The sequence below is a fragment of the Anaerophaga thermohalophila DSM 12881 genome, from assembly GCF_000191885.1.
Classification (GTDB): domain Bacteria; phylum Bacteroidota; class Bacteroidia; order Bacteroidales; family Marinilabiliaceae; genus Anaerophaga; species Anaerophaga thermohalophila.
The window spans coordinates 1-20923 of the sequence record NZ_AEWI01000126.1; the positions used below are offsets into that span (position 1 = coordinate 1).

Consider the following 20923-nt stretch of genomic DNA (forward strand, 5'->3'; position numbering starts at 1 on the left):
GGCTATATGCGCCTGGGCGTGGTTTCAGACCAGCTGTGGATTTATCAGCTTGAACGCATGGTTTTGGGAAATACAAAACCCTCAATATGCTGTGGATGCCACGGCTGGCGTATATAGCTTTGTTGCCTGCTGTACTTTATTCATCAATCCTTTTCAATATGTCGTTATTAAAATATAAGGTTTTAATAAAGCCAAAGTGCCATGTCTCTGAAGTGCCATGTTCACTTGTTGTTTTATTTATCAAAATAGGCTTACCCCATGCAACTTCACACATTTCTTTAGTCATGCCTATTTGAACTTTGCCTTGTGCAATTAATAAACCTAATTTTGGGCCAAATTTTTTAATACATGTTTCTTTTCTTTTCTCAGCTGCGAGCCTTTCATTTTCTTTTCGCTGTTGCTCTTCTTCTTTACGTTTTTCTTCTCTCTCTTGAGCTAACATTTTCTTCTCTGCTTCTTCTTTTAAAACATCTTCCTCTAAAACAAATCCTTCAATGTCATTAAGAGTTAAAACGTCTCCTTTTTCATTCTTCAATACATAAGTCAACTTGCCTGTAGAAGCTGATACTGTTACAGATTCACACAACCATTTACTGTTAGGAACCAATTCAATACCCCTTATTTTTTTGTATGATGATTTATTTATTAAACTATTTCCTTCATATATTTGCTTTTGCTTAACAAAAAAGGAAACTAATATAAAGCGATTCTTTTCCTGTTTACAATAAACAACTGTATCTCCAGTTATTTCTTCTTTAAGTACGTAAGCAATCGAAATACGCTCACGCCTTAGCTTGAGAGGTTTTGATTTTTCTTCTGGTTTGTTTTTTCTTCCTGAAATTGGAGTTGATGTAAAATTAACCGAACCAATATTTTGCATATTTGAAGATTCGCTATTAGAATACATAATATTCTCCAATTTTTCTCCAAAAATAACATCGATGATTTGATAATATTTATTACCTGTATTGTTGTTATTGTTAATATTAAACTCATATTCTCCAGAATATGGATTAACCTTTAAATAGTATAGAAAAGGCTTATATACATTTGTGAAAATAGAATTTAATTTTAATGTTGCATGGTAACCTTTCGAAATGTTTGATGGAGCATAATTGATATTAAGCATTTCATCGCTTAAAATATTCTCTGTATCAATTTTAACTGTTCTTGGACTTAATGTAAATAAAAATGGCCTTTCCGAATTATCTCCCATTTTTAATGTACCATATCCATCCATTGATTTTTCATATTTTAAATCATTGCTAGATTTTGGCAAATAAACACGTTGACCTATATATCTTTTATATTGAATCGGATTATTAAAATACTCCCATGTTTTTAAACTATCATAGGGTTCAGGTTTTTCAACAATCAAATCCTGTCCTTTTTTTGATTTAACATTTGATACAGTAATTTGTGAAAAAGTAGATATGCTATATAGCACAAATAAAAATAATAGGATGAATTTTCGAAATTTGTTCATAACATTTGGTTTATAGGATATTTGAACCATCTCAGGTGAAGAATTATTATTGACTATGATTCATTGATTATGTCACAATATAAAAATGCTATATTGTTGCCATTATATGAATCATATTTATTTGGTCTAACACACTTTCCATATATAAGTAAATCCTGTCCAGGCTGCACTCTTGTCAAGTCTACGTTTTCATTCATGATGTAAATAAAATCGGTAAATACATATTCATCTTCAAAATGAATGGCATATGTATCCTCATATTTTATGATTTTTTCTACTGTCCCATGGATAAACGCGTATTTTTCAAGTAATACATCGTCGAAAACTGCTTCATTTTCTTTAAACACATTAATGATTTTATTGTGAGAGGCTGTATTTTTTCTTTTATAGAGAGGATAATTAAAATAAACTATATCTCTTTTTGTTACAAAAGTTGTATCAAAAAAGAGTTCTAGTCTAAGTTGTTCCTTTTCCGAATCACCTATATTCATAGTAATAGCTTTACTAATACTTTTTTTACCTTTAGTATTGGTAAGTGTTATTGTATCAAGATAGGAATATGTTTCATAATCAAAGAAAACAATGTGAACTGAATCGGTTTTTATTGTTTGCGTTGTATCGCCCCAAAAGCTAATTTCAAAATACAATGGTTCTTCTGATGAATAATAATTTGGTTCAAGTTGATTTTTTACTGATTCTGGAATGGTCTTTTTCCGATTCTCTAAGCTGAATTTTACATGGTTGGGATTAAAAGATTCTTCCTTTTTATTTGTATTGCATGCCAAGGCAAAAAGAATTGGCACCAATAGTAAGTAATTAAAATTCTTCATATTATGACTAATTTAAAGTTAAAACCATCCTTGTTCTTTTGCCTTTTCGAGTAATGAAAACAACAATTTTTTATCTGGAATACGAGCTTGCCCCCTTGCAGGTTGTAATTTCCCATTAGGTCTTCTCCAAATGAATCTAAAACCACTTTGCTTTATGCCATTGTCGTATTGGTATATGCAATTTTGGAAGCAAAGGTTCCAATCCTCTTTTTTTTCTGTTGATACTTCATTAAGTATTTCAACTCTTGCTTTTGTCATAAATGAGTTTTGTTTATCGTTTGCTTTGTTCCTGTCACTCTTATTTTCGCACTTTGTATTGCAGGCAACGGCCAAGTATAAGCGTAGTGCGGGGTTTCGGAAACGTTTTCTGTCCACCCACCAAAAAGTTTATTAGGAGCACAAATGCTCATTTTTAGCCATTCAGCCCGCATTACGCTTATACAATGTTGGGGCATCGTGCTTTTCATTCTTTTTTCTTTTCTGTCCACAGTGTCAACCAGTTAAGTAGTCCATTTTTGTCAGTCCGTGTCATTGTCTTTCTTTTCAGTCGCGCGTGGGGCATCTTTGAAAATTTCTTTTCCAGGGCTGGGCAGGCACACTCTTTGGCTGGCTTTGGTTTGCGGGTGGCGTTGAGCGGCCAGCCAATGTGTGTGACTGCTGCGTTGGCATTCTCTAAGTTCCATTTAATTCCGTTCTCAAGTTTTCAACTGCCGTTATAGCATCTCTCAATTCAGTTTTCAACGGATTTACTTCCGGGTCGTAATGACTCAATTTATTGTAAATCAGAAATCGATACCCCTCTATGCTTGTTTTGGTCGCAGGCTGAACATCTACTTTAACCTTATTCCAAAAATCTTGTGACGAATAATCCTTTCGTTTTGCTTTAAAAGCAATGGGCTTTCTCTTTTGCTCGCAATAATTCATAATGATTTTCTCAAAAGCTGATCTTGCATAAACCGCACTGGCTTTGTAGTCAGAGTTGTTATAATGTTGACGTGCTTTCTGAACCATGTCAGTTCCATCTTCAACTTTCGGAATCTCAAAACCCCCTTTCACTTCTTGAGCATAGAACTCAATAGTTTTCCATTTGTCACTCAGAAAGCCTCTTACATATTCATACCAGGATTTGTCATAAGTCGTAATAAATACCTGATATTCCGGGAAGTGGTTCTCAAGTATTTTTAAGAGCGGCAGTCTGTTTGAAATGTCAAGGCCGATAAAGATGTCGTCAAGGAACAGAATTTTGTGTGGTCTTAGTTGCGGATGTCTCTTTATCATTCCCAAATAAATGGAAATAGCAATAGCCGATAATCGTGCTTCATTCAAAAACAAATGAGCTTTGGGTATTGCTTGACCACAGAATTTTAAATCTACACGAACATGATTTTGCTTGATCGTCTTATAGTCATCAGTTGTAGCTTGCATATATCGCAGATCAATTTCAAGACCGTGCTCAAACTCATCCAGAATAGGTGCTGCATGACCCAAAATATATTCTGGATTTGGGTTGCCCTCTTCTGGTTTTTCGAATAGTTGCTTGAAAGCATCATTAAATGCTTTTAGGGCATCATTCACATCCTTCCTTTTTTGATCAATACGATAAGAAGTGCCGGTTTCTTTTACAATGAGTGTTTCTACTTCATTCCAAAGTTCACCCAATTCTTTCCCACTGGTAAGTGTGTATTTGAAATGCTTTAGAACTCCTTTGACCAATAGGTTGAAAAGGTCTATTTCTCCATCTTTTTTGATATGGTGTATATCTAACAGATGCTTGTAGGTGAGAAAACTTTTGAGTTTGTTTGCGTCTCTGATCGAAGTATCTCCCGCAGCATTGGTGGTTTTGCCTGTGGAAGAGAGTTCATATTCGGCTACTCGTCTTTGCCCATCTTTATTGGGTTGGAATTTAACTTTGATGTAGTTCTTTCCTTTGTCTGATGCTTTCAAGAAGATGTTATCCACTTCAGTCATATCAATGGTTTCAATAGATGACTGAAAGAAATCTTTTAGGGCATAATAAAGTGAACTCTTACCACTTCCATTCTCGCCATTGATGAACACGTTCTTCCCACCTATTTTGATGGTGTGCTTTCCATAAAAAGCCTTGTAATTCTTTATTTCAATGGTCTTAATCTTCATTGTGATATCTTACATGTAGAATGCATATCGAATTTGTGGTTTTTCTGATGGTTCAAGGTATTTCATTATCTCACCTACTTTTCGGGCACACCCAATAGTGATAGGATATTTCCCATCAAATTGAGTGTTATTCCAATTCATTTTTGAAAGCGCTAATATTTCTTCACAAAGAACTTTTGGGGAAACATCACTTTCAACAATGCGGATTTCGAGCGGAGCAGGGATATATAAACCGGGATAGGTACGATAATATTCAACCGAACCTCTGGTATATAAAATATGTCGCTTATCCTCCAGTGAAATCATGGAACCTCTAAGTGGTGGGTAAAGTCCATCCCTGAAAAATCTTATTTCAGTATCCTGAACTGTAACAAAATCGTGAGAATTTATTCCAGACTGTTTTACGGCAGCAGTAAAGCCAGCCAATTCACTTTCACTAAAATTTGAAGTCTTATGTAAAACCAACCTCCCTGGAAGATTTTCCAATGCGAACTTGTATTCTTTAAGTGCTTCTGAAAGCAATTGAAACGCTTGCTCTTCTGTCAAATGAGGTTGCCGATCGGTCTTGTCAATATCTACAGGAGTACCTCTGAGAATAACGCCATTTCCGTGCTCGTTAAAAATTTGGGCAAGACTGGTTTGAACGGATTTTTTATCTCTACTTCTGTAAAAGCTAATCCCTACATGGCAAACAGTACCAAGGTTTGAATCTCGCTTCAATTTCCATGGCACAGTCTGCATTGCCTTGTAATATAAAGCAGTACAAAAGTTCCATGCTTTTGTTGCAGGATCTTGAGTTTTTGTCGAATCTTTTAAAGAGTATTCCCTGATAAGCTGGATTGGCTTACCAAGGTGCATAGATTTCGCTTTCAATGCCCGTCTGAAATTAATTTCTAATTCAGGCTTTTTAGAATCTTCGGCAGTTTCTTCAACTTCTTTAGGTGTCTCATCTTTGACGATAGATTTTTCAAATGCTTTTGGAACCACACAGACAATCACATCCACAAGCTTATTCTGTGCAATGAATTTGATGTGTTTATAGAATAGTTCAACGGCATCTGAAACTCTTTCATTCCAGTCCTTAACTTCCAATACTTCTTTAATATCCGAATTATTGATCTTTCGGGTAATCTCGGATGATGTAATAATTCTTGATCTGAACCCTGTGTTTTCATTGAAGCCACAGAAATGGGTAAAAAGTTGTGGCTGCTTTGAGTTTGCTTTTCCCGGAATTGGCCCTTTACACCTTTCTATCCAATTGTCAAGTTTTTCAATGTCTTCACTAATGCCTACTATTCCAATTAACAGTTCCCTCTTCCGAGCTTCAAACCGAGTATCGTAAACATCATAATTGTTGATGCCCTGTCTGGGGCAATAATGGTCATCAATGCCAAACTCCAAGAGCGGTTCCTCTATGTGATGGAAGTCAAACATTGAATAGGTCTATTTTTTCTGATTCTGAACTTTCCATTAACTTTTGGATTCCTGCACTTTCATTGCCGTACCAGGAGTTTTCGTCTATTTTAGGATATGATTCTACTTTTTCAACCTTCTTAAATTTGAGCAGATCATACCTGTAATTGTCTGAAAATAGATCAGTCTGTAAGTCGGTTGACATCTGATGCACCAAAAATTTAAAATGATTAAAGACCTGGCCGTTTCTTTCATTTCTCTTTAGATAGCTCAATTGCTGCCATCCGTAAAAAGATTCCCGGTAACCATCATAAGAAATGAACCATTCCGGTATTAGCGAGGCATACCAGCCGTTGTTTATCAAATGAAAGTCAGCTTTAAGTGCAAAGTGTTTTCCGTATGCAATTTTTTCAGGGTTTTTCTTTTGCTTTTTCAGTTCGAAAACCGTTCGGGTCGCATCTTTTTTACTGTGCCACTTTACAGTACGCTTTTCAAAATGATCTTTGTCCGGTGCAAAAGCGTACAATCCTTTCCCTTTGGGTTTTATGCCCATGTGGTGAAGCTTACGTTCGAGGCATTTCCGCAAGAGAAATTTAAATACACGCAGATAATCATCATTTACTTCATAAAATTCTTCACATGATAACGGGGTAATAGTACCCTCATCAATTACAGAATGAAGAGGATTATTCGGGTCATTTAAATCTTGAAAAGTTAAGAGCTTATTTTCATATAAAGCCCAATCACTAATAGGTTGAAGCCCCTGTTGAAACATTGCAGATGTCACAACCCTTGCCTGTGGTGCATTTTTTTTAAGCTTGAATTCAGTCTCCCAGGAAGATTCAATTATTGCTGTACGGTCAATGTTTAAATCCGCTTGATAAAGGGTTTCCGGGAACTCAATTTGAACCAGATTGCTATATAGCAGTTCTGTCGTATTTTGCTTTTCGTAGTACTGTTCTTCTACATATTGCTTGTAGCTCTTTCCAATTTCGTCTTCCAGTTGATATGCATTGGAAACTGTTTTCCAGAATCGTTGACCACCTGTTTTATTGGCAAACTGCTGTTGCTTTTCTTCTTTTTCGTATTCTGTATTGAAAACAAAAATGGGTTTACCTTCTTTAAAGGCAGTATCGTATTCCAGTTCTGTTATAGAAATACCATTTTCCAACTCCCATCCATACCTAGCTCCAAGAATCAGCACATAAAAGTCAGCCTTCTTCACTTCATCCACACATGCCTGAACCGAAGGTTTGTCCACTGCATTCATCGTGTATTCTGACATAACTGGAATTGCCGGAATTTTCTCAATAGCCCGCTTGGCCGCCTCTCTTTCGTTAGGCAAGTCCTTTACAGTGGAACTGACAAATATGTTGGGCTTGAGTGGCTTCATTAGAGTTTATAAGATTTTTGCCCCCTTAGATTGATTATGATACGAACATAGCAATTCACCATTTTCAATAATTGTCTTACCACCTTTAGAATGCGGAAGAACATGATCCGCCTGATACTTAGACCAACTCACTTTAGCTTCATTTTCCGGCTTTCCATCTCTCAGGCATTGCTGACAAAAACCTTTATCACGTCTGTAAATGATAATTCTTTCGAGTTCTGAAAATGCTCTATTTTCATCTCTTTCCTTGATTTTAATACTATTCTCTTTTAGGTATTCAAAGAAGATTTGGCGCATAATCCGGTCTCTGATCTCTAGGTCATTCTCCCCTTGCTGCCGGTGATTGCTAAAAGAGAGCATATCAGTATCCGTTGATTCATCGTATGTCTTCCATCGTTCATGGAAGTAATAAATGAACTCTCTAATGGTTACTTTCAACTGCTCATCAATCACATAGTGCTTGTGTAAATGCCTTATGAGTAGATATGTGGAAATGATGAAATACTCCACTGATAATTCTTTGATGCCATTGTGCTCATCCAGAATTGGATCATCCTTAAATATGTCATAGAAGGTGCGTAAGGTTTTCAGAACCTCTTTAGCCGCATGTTCATTTTCATAACTGTAATCGCCTATTCCATCTTCCTCTTTTGCATTATTGATGAAGGCTTCAATTTTCTTATCGCTTAGGTCAGCGTATCCGTCTCCTAATTCAATCATGACGAAACGTGCCATGAATTGCAGGTGTTTCATCCGGTTGTTGTCAACATTCAGCAAACTGAAAAAGGGTAGCTTGTCCGGATTATTATCAACAGGTTCATACTTGTTATAATCAAATGTCAGGTCATCTGAATACTTGACTATGAAGTTGCGAGTAAGACTGGAAAGTTGAGCATGGGCCACTTCCATGTAATTTAGCGTTTCACCTTGCTGTAACCGCCAGAATATTTCAGTAGCAATGATCTGATGCCGGACATCATCCGGCTTTTCAATGTTCTTGATTACGTCTGCCTGATACTTTAAAGACTTGTCAATGAATTTCCTGATGTCTGTGTCCAGATCTTTGTAATACTTGCCAGGTAATTCAGAAGCCACATCTTCCAAAGACTTTGGGAGGGGATAGTCGTTATCAAAAAATTCCTGTACGGTGGTGATCCGCTGCTGGCCATCAATGATTTCATTTACTGTTCTGTCATCGGATAAGCGAACCTCCCGAATAACCAGCTTAGGGATGTAATAACGTCTAAACAGGCTATCCATCAGAGATTGCTTCTTTGCTCTGTTCCAAACAACCTTTCGTTGATATGGTGGGCGAGTTACATAATCTTCTTTATAATCGTGAAAATCCTTTATTCCGATAATTTCACTGACTATTGTATATTCTGATTTCGGATTAAATGACATAATTCTATGTTTTAGTTCTTATCTCGCCAAATTGGCGAGTTTTTGGCGAGAAGCGATTATTTTATCCCATTCAATTTCATCCAAATCTTTTTATAGTCTTCTCCTGATAATTGAGAATTAGCAGGGCGAACTTTATTCCATGTTTCCACATTTTGTTGACCAATCCAATCAGCAACTGATGATGACGGTTGACTAAATATTTGCCCCTCAACCGAAGTACCGTATAACTCTCCGAGGCGATTAGCTACGCTTCTCGGTACATTATTTTTCCGCATCAACACTCCTTCGTCCGTATTTACTCCATAATGCAGATAGGCAGGAAGATTGGCCATGCGCTTTTTCTCAATATCAGAAAGGTTTTCCCAATCCGAACCACTGGTCGGCATTTGTTGCAATGCAGCTAAGCCCCATGTAGCTGCATTAGCTACTACGTTGTAGAGCGCTTTCGTTGTATTTTGAATTGATGATTTTTTATCATCACTTGGATAGATACGGTTGGCTATTGCAGCAATGTCTTTTCCATTTACCCAATCTATAATAAGCCGAGAAATACTCGTCCGGTCTAATACATTATCTCCAGGACTCAACTTCTCAATTGCTTCTCGAATTTCGTAGGTATTCATCATAATCCCCACAAGCTTTTTCATACTTTGGTTCTGTTCCGAAAACAATTGGTTTCTATTCCAATCATTTGGCGTCAAACCAGCATTGGCTAATTTCCCAATCATTTGTCTAACAGAAACAGTTGAAAACCCTGTTTGGTCTGATCGTTCAGCATCTGTCCGAGTTAAGCCTGCGGCATAACCGCGAATCTTATTTCGTAAAATGTTTCTCTTATCCTGAGGTAACTGACTATAACCGAACGTGTCCTGGAGCTTTTGCTCAATTTGAGCAAGAAATTCATCCTGCTCTCGTATTTGCTTCCGTAGATGTGAAATGTATTGTAATACCGCTGTCCATCGAGCATCGTGCCATAACCATCTACCAAAATCCTCATTTACATGATGAAGTGCTTTTTCAATAGCATTAACCAATTGTGACAATAATTTTTCGGATGCTTTTCCAACATAATCAATAACCTTAGGCAACTCGCTATCATTTTTAAGCGCAATACCGACCCAACCCATTTGATCTTGACCGGCACGCCCCACTCTTCCGGCTAAATTCCAGAAATCCCTTACAGGCATATCATAAGAATAACCTTTAGCCCGATAAATGTAAGAGCCCATTACTACGGCAGATACTGGAAAGTTTATTCCCTGGGCAATGGTTGTTGTTGCTACTAAAGCGCGTAATTTTCCTTTCTTAGACATTAGATCTTCGATCAAAATCCGAATCTCATCTGGAATAGCAGCACTGTGTACGGCAATTCTTCGATCTAAATATTTTACAAGAGGAAAATCATCACCTAATTCTGAAGCTACTAGCCTTTTTACCAAGTCAACATCAGCATCTCTCTCTATTTTTCCAGCTTCTTCTGAAAGCTTATCTGCAATGTCAAAGGTTTCATTAATTGTACTCGCCAAAACAATAATTGGTGAATTCAGATCAAGAATTTGTGAGGCAAGACTTGTGGCGAGTTTCTTTTTAGAGCCATTACTCCCATAGATTTTAGACTTAATTTCATCAGCGTTTTCAAAATGACAGAGTGGTATGGAATCTCCTATTTCGTAACTTCCTTTTTGGGTGTGCAAGGTTCTCAAACTAAAATCATATGTTTTTCCCTTTCCATTCACTTGAATGGCACCTACAACCCGTTCATTGGGTTGCCACCAGTCTAGTTCAAGATTAATAACCTGACCTCTGTCCGGAGCTAGCCAATTTGCCACATCTCCCGAATTTGAAATGTCCGGTGTCATCAAGAGGAAGTTAGCTTCCGGGCAATCATTTTTTATTGTTGATAGTAAAAACTCAAGATTCAATCCTCTGGATTGATCTTCGATGTTATGTGCCTCATCAACAACCGTTAAAACAAGGGGTCTATCCTCAGATGATCCGAGGCCTTGACGAACTAAAAGATTTAGTTTTTCATAAGTGGTTACCAGAACATCAAACTCGGTTTGATCACCTTGATCTTCAATCAAGTGTTGTTCAAAACCATCCAACTCAATAGCACCGCTTGCTTTTTCTACCTTAAGCCCAATCGATCCCAATTCATTTTTTAATTGATTAAACACTTGATTCACCAACGAACGTGTTGGGGCAACGTAAGCTACCCAGCCACGTCTTTTTTCTTTGAATTCATTGAGCGCCTGAAGAATTCGATATTCTGCAATCATGGTTTTTCCACTTGAAGTGGGAAGGGTAACCACGATGGCCTTATGAGCGGGGTTTAAAAGTTGTCCTGTTATTATTGATTCCCTTTGTGGATAGAGAAGTTCAAATATTCCTTTGTCCTCTTTCTCTGTAATAAACTTATTAAATTGCGTTACCCACTGGTTTATCCCACTCGTGGTATACCATATGGTATTGCGTAGCATTTTAATAGCAAATGCTTCATGAAACTGGAATAGCAGACTGAGGCTTATATTTCCCGACTTTTGCGCAAATTCACGGGAAAGTTCAAGATGGTAATGGATTTTATTTTGAGCATCAGTTGGTTTTCCACTAGTTAGGTAATGACCCAGTATTTCAATGCTTTTAGCGAAATGATATAGGGAAACTACTTCAGCTGCCCCATAAGGACGACTTTCTTCATTTACCTTATTGAGGAATTCTCCCTCGAAATCATTTTGCTCTTCCCTTAATGCATTAATTTGTTGGACTGCTTTATCAACATCTTTCCAATTTTCTTTTAAAATCAAACCAAGAATTGCCTTGAAGCTGCGCGTGAGTAAACGCTGATTCCAGTCATCAGCCGGAGTCAATTCTTCGTTAATGTGCATTCGCGATTTCAGATACTGACGAACGAAGTGCCAATGTTCTCCCAAATATCCAAAAGCAATCAATTTGAATTGCTCGTAGATGTAGTATTCACTTTCCGTTAAGGCCGAAAGCTGGCTTGCAATGTCAAAATAGGTAGCACAAAGCGCTTTGAACTGTTGTGAATCTCTGCTATCCCATAGTTCAATGATCTTCAACTCACAAAGCTCCTTCGCTTTTTCAAGTTGCCGGATATCCTCTTCTGAAAGCTCAACTGATTCAAATCGACCGGACAGTTTTCCTTTTTGAATGAGCGCACCTATCCCGGTAAGCATATCAGGATATGCCCGTTCAAGATGATTATATTTTAGCTCAATGCTCATTCTGTTTGTTCATTAATAATGCCCAACCATTCCTCTTTTTGAATTGGTAAATACAATGCCACCAGATTTATTCCCCTGGGCTCTAAAACTTGCTCTCTTAATCTGGCATAACTTGGTTCAACATCCCTTTGATCAGGTTCTACATCACGAACTAATACGCCAATGAGTTGATAATCGCAATCACCAAAGTAATATGCTCTTTCACTGGCTTCAAAATCTCTCCTGAATGGATGATCTACTGGATAGTGCCTCATCTTATTTTTCAAATAGGATATCAAGATAAGGCGTGTACTTCGGTCATTGTATAAATTTCTGAGCTGGTTCTCAATACCGTGAGTGCTTGTCATGACCTGCGGTGGCCGGGTGGCAGTTTCTGAAGATGTTTTTACCTCTCCAAACAAGAACAGAACCTGACCATCGACTTCAATAAATCCTACCAGGTCAGCACCTGTTTTGTTGCCTTTTGGATTCCGGGTATCCCTGTTTTCGTTCCAATGGAAACGGCAGGTAAACTCTTGTTCTAAAACTATTTCAGCATAGGCTTCCCCCACCCGAAACTGTTGTAGCTCAACTTCTTTATTTTCCAATTCTTGAAGATCGGCCAGCAATTCATCATTGACAGCAAAGCCGGTTTCATCCTTTAATGCTCTCAACCTGTTTATGGAATCCTGCCACTCTTCGCGATCCACCAAATTGTCCTTTACCGACCCCTTCAAATGTTCAAGACATTCCTGTTCTTCAAGAAAGAAACCTTGATAGCTTCTTCTTAGCGTTTCGATATGTTCGTAAACTACATTCATTTCAACGCCTCCTTAATTACTCTCACCTCCTCCACACTATCCAACGTTTCCAGATTGTTGCGCACCGGGTGGTTGGGATCGTAGAGGCGCTCAAACTCGCTTTGGATGATGGCCAGCTTCTCCTCATCACTCATCTCATCGGTGATGGGCTTGAGGTCGCCTAAGTGGGGAAGGATTTGTTTGTTGGCGGATTGGAGTTCTTCTGGGAAGTATAATTCAAAAATGAGTGAATCCACCAATTGATACATAAAACTGTAAACTAGTTCATTATTATGCTTTGAGTTGATTAGATAGTCAGAAATTTTAGCTATAATGTTCGCAATATCTAAGGAGGGTTTGGGAACTGGCAGAGCTTCAACGTAGCGAGGCATGAATCTAAAATATCCATTTGCGAGAACTGTCCCCGTATTTTTAAGAAAGAACCAACATATTGATGAATTTAACAGACCAAGAAAATACTTATAAGGGTATTTGATCTCTGAATTTTTGATATACCCGTAAAGCGTTGTTGTGTCATAAAATTCTCCTTTTTCATCAAAAGCGTAGTTGCCACCTTTGGAAATATCTGGACAGATCAGCTTAGGCTTATTAAAAAGAGTGAGATTTTTAGGATAAATATATCTAAACCAAAAAGTATCATTATTTAATTTCCCGTTTTCCCTACCTCTCAAAACACCCTCATTGATCTTCAAATATTCATATCCTTTAGGAAACCGATCTTTGATTTCAGTCTCTTCCATTAATATAGCTTTACTATCTTTAATATGGTATGGAAAAATCACGTAGTTGTTTGTGCTTAACTTTTCAAATCGATGCACTTGATCTCCCTTTAATAAGGGTTTTACTAACCCCCTCTCTATTTCAACTTCCTCGTCTAATTCTTTCGAATGACCGATAACATAGCCATTCTCAATCCTTGATTTCATGATAAAATAAACTGAATCTTTACTAGTTTGAAGACCAGTAAAAAACTTTGAAAAGACATCTTTTACCTTTGTCTTATGCTTATTCAATTTCAGTAAAATACTTGAAACCTTTTTATCAGTTAAAGTCCACGTGTCGTCATTCAATTCACGAGTAGCATAGGAATTAAAATCCCCTTCCTTTAACTCATTGATATAATTTTCCAAGTCAGACTTATTGGGCAAGTCTTTGTTCAATTCTGTGTAAAGCAGTTGCTTTGAATTCTTTACGAAGAACTGTATTCCTGTATATGTGGAAGCATGGAATACTTGATGGGCACTGAAAGAGATGATTTTTTTTGCAGCTTTATTTTGCTTCATTACTTTTCTTAAACCGTTGCCAAAAGCAGAGTTAGTCCATTTCACCGGCATAATGAAATTGAGCAGTCCATTGGGGTGGGTTAGAGAAAGACCTTTTTCGGTAAAGCAAACGTAGAGGTCAAAAGAACCGGTCGCAGAGTCATACAGCTTAACAAGAAGGTCTGCAAATGCAGGGTTTTCTTTCCTTATTCCCTGAATTCTTAAATAAGGAGGGTTCCCAATCACCACGTCAAAACCGTTTTTCTGATGCCACACTTCTGAGAAAAAGAGCTTGAAGTCAAAATCAATCTTGTAGCCAGCAAAGCTTTCGGCAGAGTCGAGTAATTGCCTAATTTTTTGATTGATGTTCTGACGTAACGCTTTCTTTTTGGTTTCATCCGTTTCATGGAAAAACTGCTCTTTCAGTTTTTCCAGTTCTTCTTCCACTTTCAGGTCGCGCATAGCGTTTTCGGGCATACCAATCAGTGAGTTGCCGCAAACAATTTTATAATCCAGGTTAGGTAGCGCATCAATGGTGTCGTAATCTTCTTCATCCACAATCATGGATAGCCAAAGCCGCAAGCGGGCAATATCAATGGCGCTGGCGTCAATGTCCACCCCGTAAATGCTTTCTTGTATGGCGTGGCGTTTAAGTGAATAGGCGTCTGAACTGTGATTTTTCTGATTATTTGATGAACTTTGATTTAAATAGGTGCCAAGGACTTGTCTGGCGGTTACGATTTCATGGAGCAAGCCCACAGGAAAAGCCCCTGAGCCAATGGCCGGGTCACAGATTTTGATGTCGGCCAATGCTTTGTCCAGAGCTTCCGCATTTTTGCGAATGCTTTCCGGTAATTTGTACTTGTAGCTATCCGTTTCCTTTCCTTTTCCGGTAACCGTGGTTTCATGCTCCAGCACCAGGTGTCCGTGCCGGATAAATTGCTGAATGTCTTCTTTGGGAACACGGATATCGCCTTTGTTTTCTACTTCAATTTTCAGATTTCCCTTCTTGTCGCTACTACCACCAAACAAGCTGGCTTGATCAGAATCAATGGATTGGTAGCTCTCTATGTAATGGTTTACCGTATTGTCTAAGTAGTGAATCAGGCTCTCCTGGCACATGTAGTGCACAATTTCACGGGGCGTGTAAAAAGCGCCTTTGCTTTTGCGGTCGGTAACATCCAGTAAGTTTTCAAAAACCTTCCCCAGCATTTCCGGGTCAACGGCTACTTCTTTTTCCAGCGGTTCATCTTCCCGTATGGTAAAGTTGTAGCGGTCGAATACATCCAGAATGCCCGTGCCTTTGTCTCCGGCTTTGGTCTTTTCATCGGGGTTGCTGAAAAGGTGGTTATCAATGTTCAGGTCAAGCGTATCCCAATTCTCATAATCGGCTTCAAACAAGCCTCCGTTCAGAAAAGGGATCTTGCAGCCAAGATTCTTATTAAAATACTTGATGTTATCATCATTGTGTTCCTTGGCCAGTGCGTCATAAAAGAGAAAGCGCAGAAAGTCGTTGAAGTAGCTGCCTCCATTTTCATTGATCTCATCAAATTTCTTCCGTAAGAAGTTTTTAGGGCCTTCACCCATCATTTGATCTTTCGGAACACCCAACCAGCCTTTCTTTTGCAAGAAATAAAGGAAGACGATCTGTCCTAACAGCTTTTTGACAAAACGCACCGGGTCGAGGCCTTCTTTTTCCAGTGTTTCGGTCAGTGCCGCGTTTTCGGTAAGCTTGAGGTAGAGTTCCTTGTATTGTTCGTAAAATTCATCGGTTACTTTCTCTATGCTAAAGGCACCTTCCACGCTGCCATCCCCGTCTTTTTCTTTAATGATGAGCGGGTTGCTATGGTCGTTGACCAATAGTGGCAGTAACTGTTTTTGAGCAGTATGGGCGTTTTCGTTTTCACCCACCAGGAAGGAGAAGCGTTTGGCGGGGACAATTTCCTCTTTCGCTTTGATCTTTCCCTTATCGGTGCGTTCTGTTTCGATATCAATCTTTACCAGAGACAATCGCCACTCCATGCCGTCATCTTCTTTGGAGTAGAAAGCAACAAGTGCATTAAATTTCTCTCTGTTTTTTAGATGCCTAACGACAAAATTTCGCAATGCAGTTCTGGTCCGTTCGAGCTTATTAACGGATTTGGTTTGGACAACCAGAATATCCATTCGCTCCCCCTCAGGGTCTGTATAAACACCTAATCTTTTGAAGTGGGATATGTGATCGCGAAATGCCTCAGGAATCAATTGTCCACTATGGTTGAATTCCTTCAGTTCAAAATCGTTGAGCAGGTTTCTGACAAACAATTCAAATTGCTCCTGATCGAAACGGGAGTTGAGTACTTGTTTGATGTAGCGTTGTGCCTGCTGTTTCTCCATTGTCTGAACTGTGATTTATTTGATTTGTGGATTACCTTGATTCTTTTGCCTGAATTTTTTGTTCTGGACACGCTTAAACTCAAGGCTTCGGGCACCAAAGTTGATTAGAAGACCTATTTCCAGATCGTAGGCTTTCAGGTAATTGATCGCCTGAGCCAGGTGTACATCCTCCAGTAGAACGAGAGCTTTTAACTCAACTGATACGCATCCTTCAACCAAGAAGTCTACTCTTCTTGTACCAATTTGTTGATTCTTGTAATAAATTGGCATTTCGTATTCCCGATTAAAGGAAATTCCTTGCTCTGCTATTTCAATTTCCAATGCTCTCTGATAAATGACTTCCTGGAAACCATTGCCCAATGCAGAGTGAACCGTCATGGCACAGCCAATGATTTTTCCAGTCAATTCAGAGTATTTATGTTCTTCTTTAATCATAATCCATCAATTCATCACCAAAATCAAAGTTCAGACAATTAAATATCCACTTAAAATAACATCTCTGGCTATGGGTGATTTTCCATTCTGTATATCATCCACGGCTACTGAACGAATGTGCCTTTGAAGAATATGGAGCATCTGAAGCGGATCATCTTCTTTTTCCAATTCTTTTTTAATCTTTTGAGCGGTTTTCTTCGCCATCAATCCTTGCTGGATCATTTGTTTCACGCCCAAAATGAATTCCTCATCCGAATCCGTAAAGCCCTTGTATCTTCGAAAGGCTACATCCTTCATGCGTTTTTCAATGTACTTCACATTGGAAGCTCCGCCCTTAACCTTGTCTTCTTCACCTTGCGTAGTGTCCAGTTCAAACCGGGCTTTGTTCGTGTCCAACATTTGGAAATACTTCTCCGATGGAATGGAAGCGCGTTTGGTTTCCGGCTTACATTCCAGCAAATTCACCGCATCAAAAAAGGTGATCTCTTCCGATTCACCACCCTGATTGGAATAAAACTTCTTGAGTTTGCCAAGGCGGAAAAAGGTAACCAGTTTATCCTTTTCAACTGTGGTTGTTTTTCTCCCGGAGCGTGCCTTTTTGGGCAATTTTTTTATCTTCTCAAAAAGGTCAGGATCTTTATCCCTGAGGTTCCGCATCATTTCCAAATACTTCAACTCCGAATCCCCTTCTTCGTCCTCACCGGTGTATGTTTTCTTGTTATTCAAGCTGTCAAACAATTGCCGACTACCTACTTCTTCACCATCAGAAAGGTACTTGGCATCTTCACCCAAAATATCATGGAACATCTGTATTTTGTTGGTGATGTTCAGCTCTAATCCAAGATGTTCATCTGAATGGGTAGTGGGGAAGAAGTTGAAAATGTAAACATTGGAGTGCTTTGTGCCCAGGCGATTTACACGACCAGCCCTTTGCAAAACACGGGTGGGGTTCCAGGGCAAATCATAATTGATTAAAATATTGGAACGATGCAGGTTGATCCCTTCTGCCAAAATATCCGTGGCAATGAGTATGCGGAGATCTTTTGAAGGGGTTTTTGAGTTCGGGTCAAAATTGTCAAGGATGATATCCCTGGCAATAGTGTGCTTGGAAGTAAGCTGCTTGTCGGTATGCCTTCCTCCCTCACTGGAATAAAACATAACTTGTCCGGGGAATTCATCAATTAAGTGTTCATAGAGGTAATCGCCTGTTTCTTTTGATTCTGTAAAAACTACCAATTGCTTTTTCTTGAGTTTCTCATGTTTCTTTAGTTCTGCAATGAACTTAGAAAGTTTAGGGTCTTCATCCACATTTTTCCATAGCGCCCAGACTTGCTTCAAAACTTCTAGGTCATGCTGCAAATCAGTTAGGAAGTCCTTTCTGAAATCCTTTGATTCGTACTTCTGTGCCTTTTCCTCTTCAACGGCTTTTTCCAACTTATCAAAGTCATCATTATCCAACAGGTCATAAACATTGACTTTTTTGCTGATATAAACAGTGCCATCATTGTACATATTGATGAAGCGCTCATAAGATTTGATGAAGCGCTGCACACTTTGCTTGAAGGCATAAAACGAGCTTTCCAGGCGTTTTACCAAAATGCCCTTCATAAAGCCTCCAACGTTTCGTTGTTGCTGCTTTTCAAATTCAGTCAAGCCTTTATTGCCCGTGTAATAAAGCAATGGAATATATCGTGCGTAGCGGAATTCAGCCAATGACTGAATTGTACTTTTGAAGATACGTTCTAACTCTCCTTCATATTCATAGATGATTTTCTGGGGATCACCCATTTCAGGAAAAGCCAGACCTTGCTGTTGAATGTCTTTTTTGAAAAAGTTGACAACATCATTTCGGGTTCTTCGAACCATGACATGTTTCAAAACCTTCTCACGAATCTCTTTGGAAACTTCCCGGATCATTTCCTGGTATTCCGGATCATGCTTTTCGAACTTTTTCAGTTTTTTCCGAAGTCCATTAAAAAACTTCTCAAGGTTAATTATTCCGGGTATGTTGGAGTTTTTGGGAGCCTGAAACAGTTTGAGCTGAGCGAAGATGTCGTCAATGGTGTTGTTTAGGGGAGTGGCAGTAACCAAAATGACTTTCTTGCCCCGGCAGATGTCCAGCAAATCAGCATACGATTGTGTGGCTTCATTTCTAAACCGGTGTGCTTCATCTACTACAATATAATCCCAGCGGTCAATTCCTTTTCGGATAATGTGTTCCAGCTTTCCGAGGGATTCAACCTTTGCCGGAACTCTAAAATCCATTAAACTCTGCTCCCAGTATTCTTTCAGAACGGGAGGACAGATAACCAATATTTTACCTCTCAATTGCTGAAGCAGTTGAGCCGCAATGAATGTTTTGCCAAGTCCCACCACATCAGCAAGGAACACCCCATTATATTCCTCAAGCTTTTTCATGGCCTGCCTCACCGCTTGCTCCTGGTAATCAAGTTTTAGAAACCCCTCAGGTAGGAAAGATTCAAAATTTTCTTCCAGATTAATGTCCTCCTGCATGTACTCGTAAATGAGTTTCAAGTAGAGTTCATAGGGCTGGATTGAATCGTTGAGCCATGTTTTATTTTTTACTGCATCAACAAACTCCTCAGAAATATCCACCGCATCTTTCCAGAGATTCTCAAACTGATCCAGCGCATAATCGACATCTCTCCGGTCTTTAAGCTGCACATTGAATTCTCTGTTTGCAACTAAACCAGAAAGCGAAAAATTACTTGATCCTGTAATTACTGAACCGTATTCCTTATCATCTTCATGGTACCGGCTGATGTAGACTTTGGCGTGAATGTTCCTGGAAGGATAAGCTTTTATCTCAAGCTTTTTGCCATTCCCTCTTTGTTTAATGTCCAAGTCTTTGTCAGGACAGTCAGTTTGAAGGAACTCTATGAATTTCTTGATTCCGATCTCCAGTCGTTTGTCTACCTCTTTTGATTTTTCAATTTCTTTAATCAGGTTCTTCTGGTATTCCTTCTTGGCATTTGCATGGGAATCAAAATCCATTACCGTTTGGTTCTGATATTCATTGATGGTTTTATATGATTCCTCATCAACGCCAAGACCTACCAGAATTCTTGTTTTATCTACTTTCTCGATAGCTTCATACATCTGATAAAAGCCAGATGAACGGAAATAGCCAACTAACACATCAAAGTATTGGGTGTCTTTGAGTGTCCTCAGAAACCTGTCCAACAATGTAGAACCAGGTTCATTGGTAAAAAAAGTGGTATCCGTATGTAAATCTGTCCTGTTCAAATTTTCTTTAGTCTTTTCTTTACCTGGTCAAGCGCTTTTACCCCATATGTTTCGTTTTTAACAATAGGGAAAATGCTGTCAGAAAGCCATAATACAATCAGTTCCTGTTCACTTGAATCAAGCAGTTTGGCCAACTTTATAATGTGCTCTCTTTTGCAGCTTTTTTCTCCTCTTTCGATCTTGCTTATCATAGCAGTGTCGATTTCAAGATGTGCTGCAACTTCTCGAAGAAGCATCCCTTTTTTCTCCCTCAACTCTCTGAGTCTTTGACCTAACATAGCTTGTAATTAAAGCGCTTGTCTATAAAGGTCAAATCTATGAATTATTTTGTGATTTTCTTTATCGAGCGATGGCAAAATTGCACTCTTTTGCAAAGCTTGGGTTGCGGGTTGGCTTGAGCGGCTTTGCAAATGTGTGCAATGTGCGTAGGCAGAAATTTTCAAAAATGCGAAGCGGGGGCTTTTTCTTTTTTCTTCTCGGTCAGTCGTCCTTGTCCGGCTGCTCTGTCTTTCATGTCGAGTTAGTCCGATGATATAGTCGGTCTGTGATACGATATGTCTGTCTTTACTCGTCATTGTCAATGTGTCCGTTGTCTTTTTTTGCATGTGCCCCAACGCCTTTATAAACACACCGTAAGTGCATATATATTTCTTGTATCAATTTTAAAGGTACACAATACATGCCAATATAGCATGTATTGTGCACCTTTTTATGTTAGCCTGAATCCCAAAGTTCGTCAAGTGGGTTTATGATTTTACTTAGTTCCTGTGTTGATACGTGAGTGTATATCCCGGTTGTCTTAGTTGATGCATGTCCTGATAATGCCTGAATATATCTTAAGTCGGTTCCTTGTTCCAATATGTGTGTTGCAAAAGG

14 protein-coding genes are annotated in these 20923 nt (G+C 38.7%); all 14 read right to left on the reverse strand.

The features are described from left to right. Positions 1 to 136 precede the first annotated feature (136 nt). The 14 genes from ATH1_RS0116275 to ATH1_RS22510 all read right to left on the reverse strand — a co-directional run bounded on the left by ATH1_RS0116275 (position 137) and on the right by ATH1_RS22510 (position 20908). Complete coding sequence (locus ATH1_RS0116275; protein WP_029164182.1) at positions 137 to 1486, reverse strand: hypothetical protein; 1350 nt, start codon at positions 1484 to 1486, stop codon at positions 137 to 139. A gap of 53 nt (positions 1487 to 1539) precedes the next feature. Beyond that, complete coding sequence (locus tag ATH1_RS0116280; protein ID WP_010424299.1) at positions 1540 to 2316, reverse strand: hypothetical protein; 777 nt, start codon at positions 2314 to 2316, stop codon at positions 1540 to 1542. 18 nt (positions 2317 to 2334) lie between these two features. Then, positions 2335 to 2574, reverse strand: coding sequence for a hypothetical protein (locus ATH1_RS0116285; protein ID WP_010424300.1), 240 nt, complete (start codon positions 2572 to 2574; stop codon positions 2335 to 2337). Between the two features lie 414 nt (positions 2575 to 2988). Continuing rightward, a complete protein-coding gene (locus ATH1_RS0116300) occupies positions 2989 to 4452 on the reverse strand; it encodes an AAA family ATPase (RefSeq protein WP_010424305.1) in 1464 nt (487 codons plus the stop codon). A gap of 9 nt (positions 4453 to 4461) precedes the next feature. Beyond that, a complete protein-coding gene (locus tag ATH1_RS0116305; protein WP_010424306.1) occupies positions 4462 to 5886 on the reverse strand; it encodes an argonaute/piwi family protein in 1425 nt (474 codons plus the stop codon). Beyond that, positions 5879 to 7258 carry a DUF4062 domain-containing protein gene (locus tag ATH1_RS0116310; RefSeq protein WP_010424308.1) on the reverse strand — a complete coding sequence of 460 codons (1380 nt, stop codon included), beginning with the start codon at positions 7256 to 7258 and terminating at the stop codon, positions 5879 to 5881. The genes ATH1_RS0116305 and ATH1_RS0116310 overlap by 8 nt, the downstream gene beginning before the upstream one ends. Before the next feature lie 6 nt (positions 7259 to 7264). Then, complete coding sequence (locus ATH1_RS0116315; RefSeq protein WP_010424310.1) at positions 7265 to 8662, reverse strand: GmrSD restriction endonuclease domain-containing protein; 1398 nt, start codon at positions 8660 to 8662, stop codon at positions 7265 to 7267. Positions 8663 to 8718: 56 nt separating this feature from the next. Further along, positions 8719 to 11907 carry a DEAD/DEAH box helicase gene (locus tag ATH1_RS0116320; RefSeq protein ID WP_010424312.1) on the reverse strand — a complete coding sequence of 1063 codons (3189 nt, stop codon included), beginning with the start codon at positions 11905 to 11907 and terminating at the stop codon, positions 8719 to 8721. Continuing rightward, positions 11904 to 12707 carry a hypothetical protein gene (locus tag ATH1_RS0116325; protein ID WP_010424313.1) on the reverse strand — a complete coding sequence of 268 codons (804 nt, stop codon included), beginning with the start codon at positions 12705 to 12707 and terminating at the stop codon, positions 11904 to 11906. The genes ATH1_RS0116320 and ATH1_RS0116325 overlap by 4 nt, the downstream gene beginning before the upstream one ends. Further along, positions 12704 to 16345, reverse strand: coding sequence for an Eco57I restriction-modification methylase domain-containing protein (locus ATH1_RS0116330; protein WP_010424315.1), 3642 nt, complete (start codon positions 16343 to 16345; stop codon positions 12704 to 12706). Before ATH1_RS0116330 ends, ATH1_RS0116325 begins: the two co-directional genes overlap by 4 nt. A gap of 15 nt (positions 16346 to 16360) precedes the next feature. Further along, entirely contained in the window at positions 16361 to 16780 is a 420-nt protein-coding gene (locus ATH1_RS0116335; protein WP_010424317.1) for a GxxExxY protein, read from the reverse strand. 30 nt (positions 16781 to 16810) lie between these two features. Further along, a complete protein-coding gene (locus ATH1_RS0116340; protein ID WP_010424320.1) occupies positions 16811 to 20047 on the reverse strand; it encodes an SNF2-related protein in 3237 nt (1078 codons plus the stop codon). Continuing rightward, on the reverse strand, positions 20044 to 20325 hold the full coding sequence (locus ATH1_RS0116345) for a helix-turn-helix domain-containing protein (protein ID WP_044115544.1): 282 nt from the start codon (positions 20323 to 20325) through the stop codon (positions 20044 to 20046). Before ATH1_RS0116345 ends, ATH1_RS0116340 begins: the two co-directional genes overlap by 4 nt. Before the next feature lie 436 nt (positions 20326 to 20761). After that, positions 20762 to 20908: a tyrosine-type recombinase/integrase gene (locus ATH1_RS22510; protein WP_280959775.1), complete on the reverse strand. Its 147-nt coding sequence runs from the start codon at positions 20906 to 20908 to the stop codon at positions 20762 to 20764. Positions 20909 to 20923 lie beyond the last annotated feature (15 nt).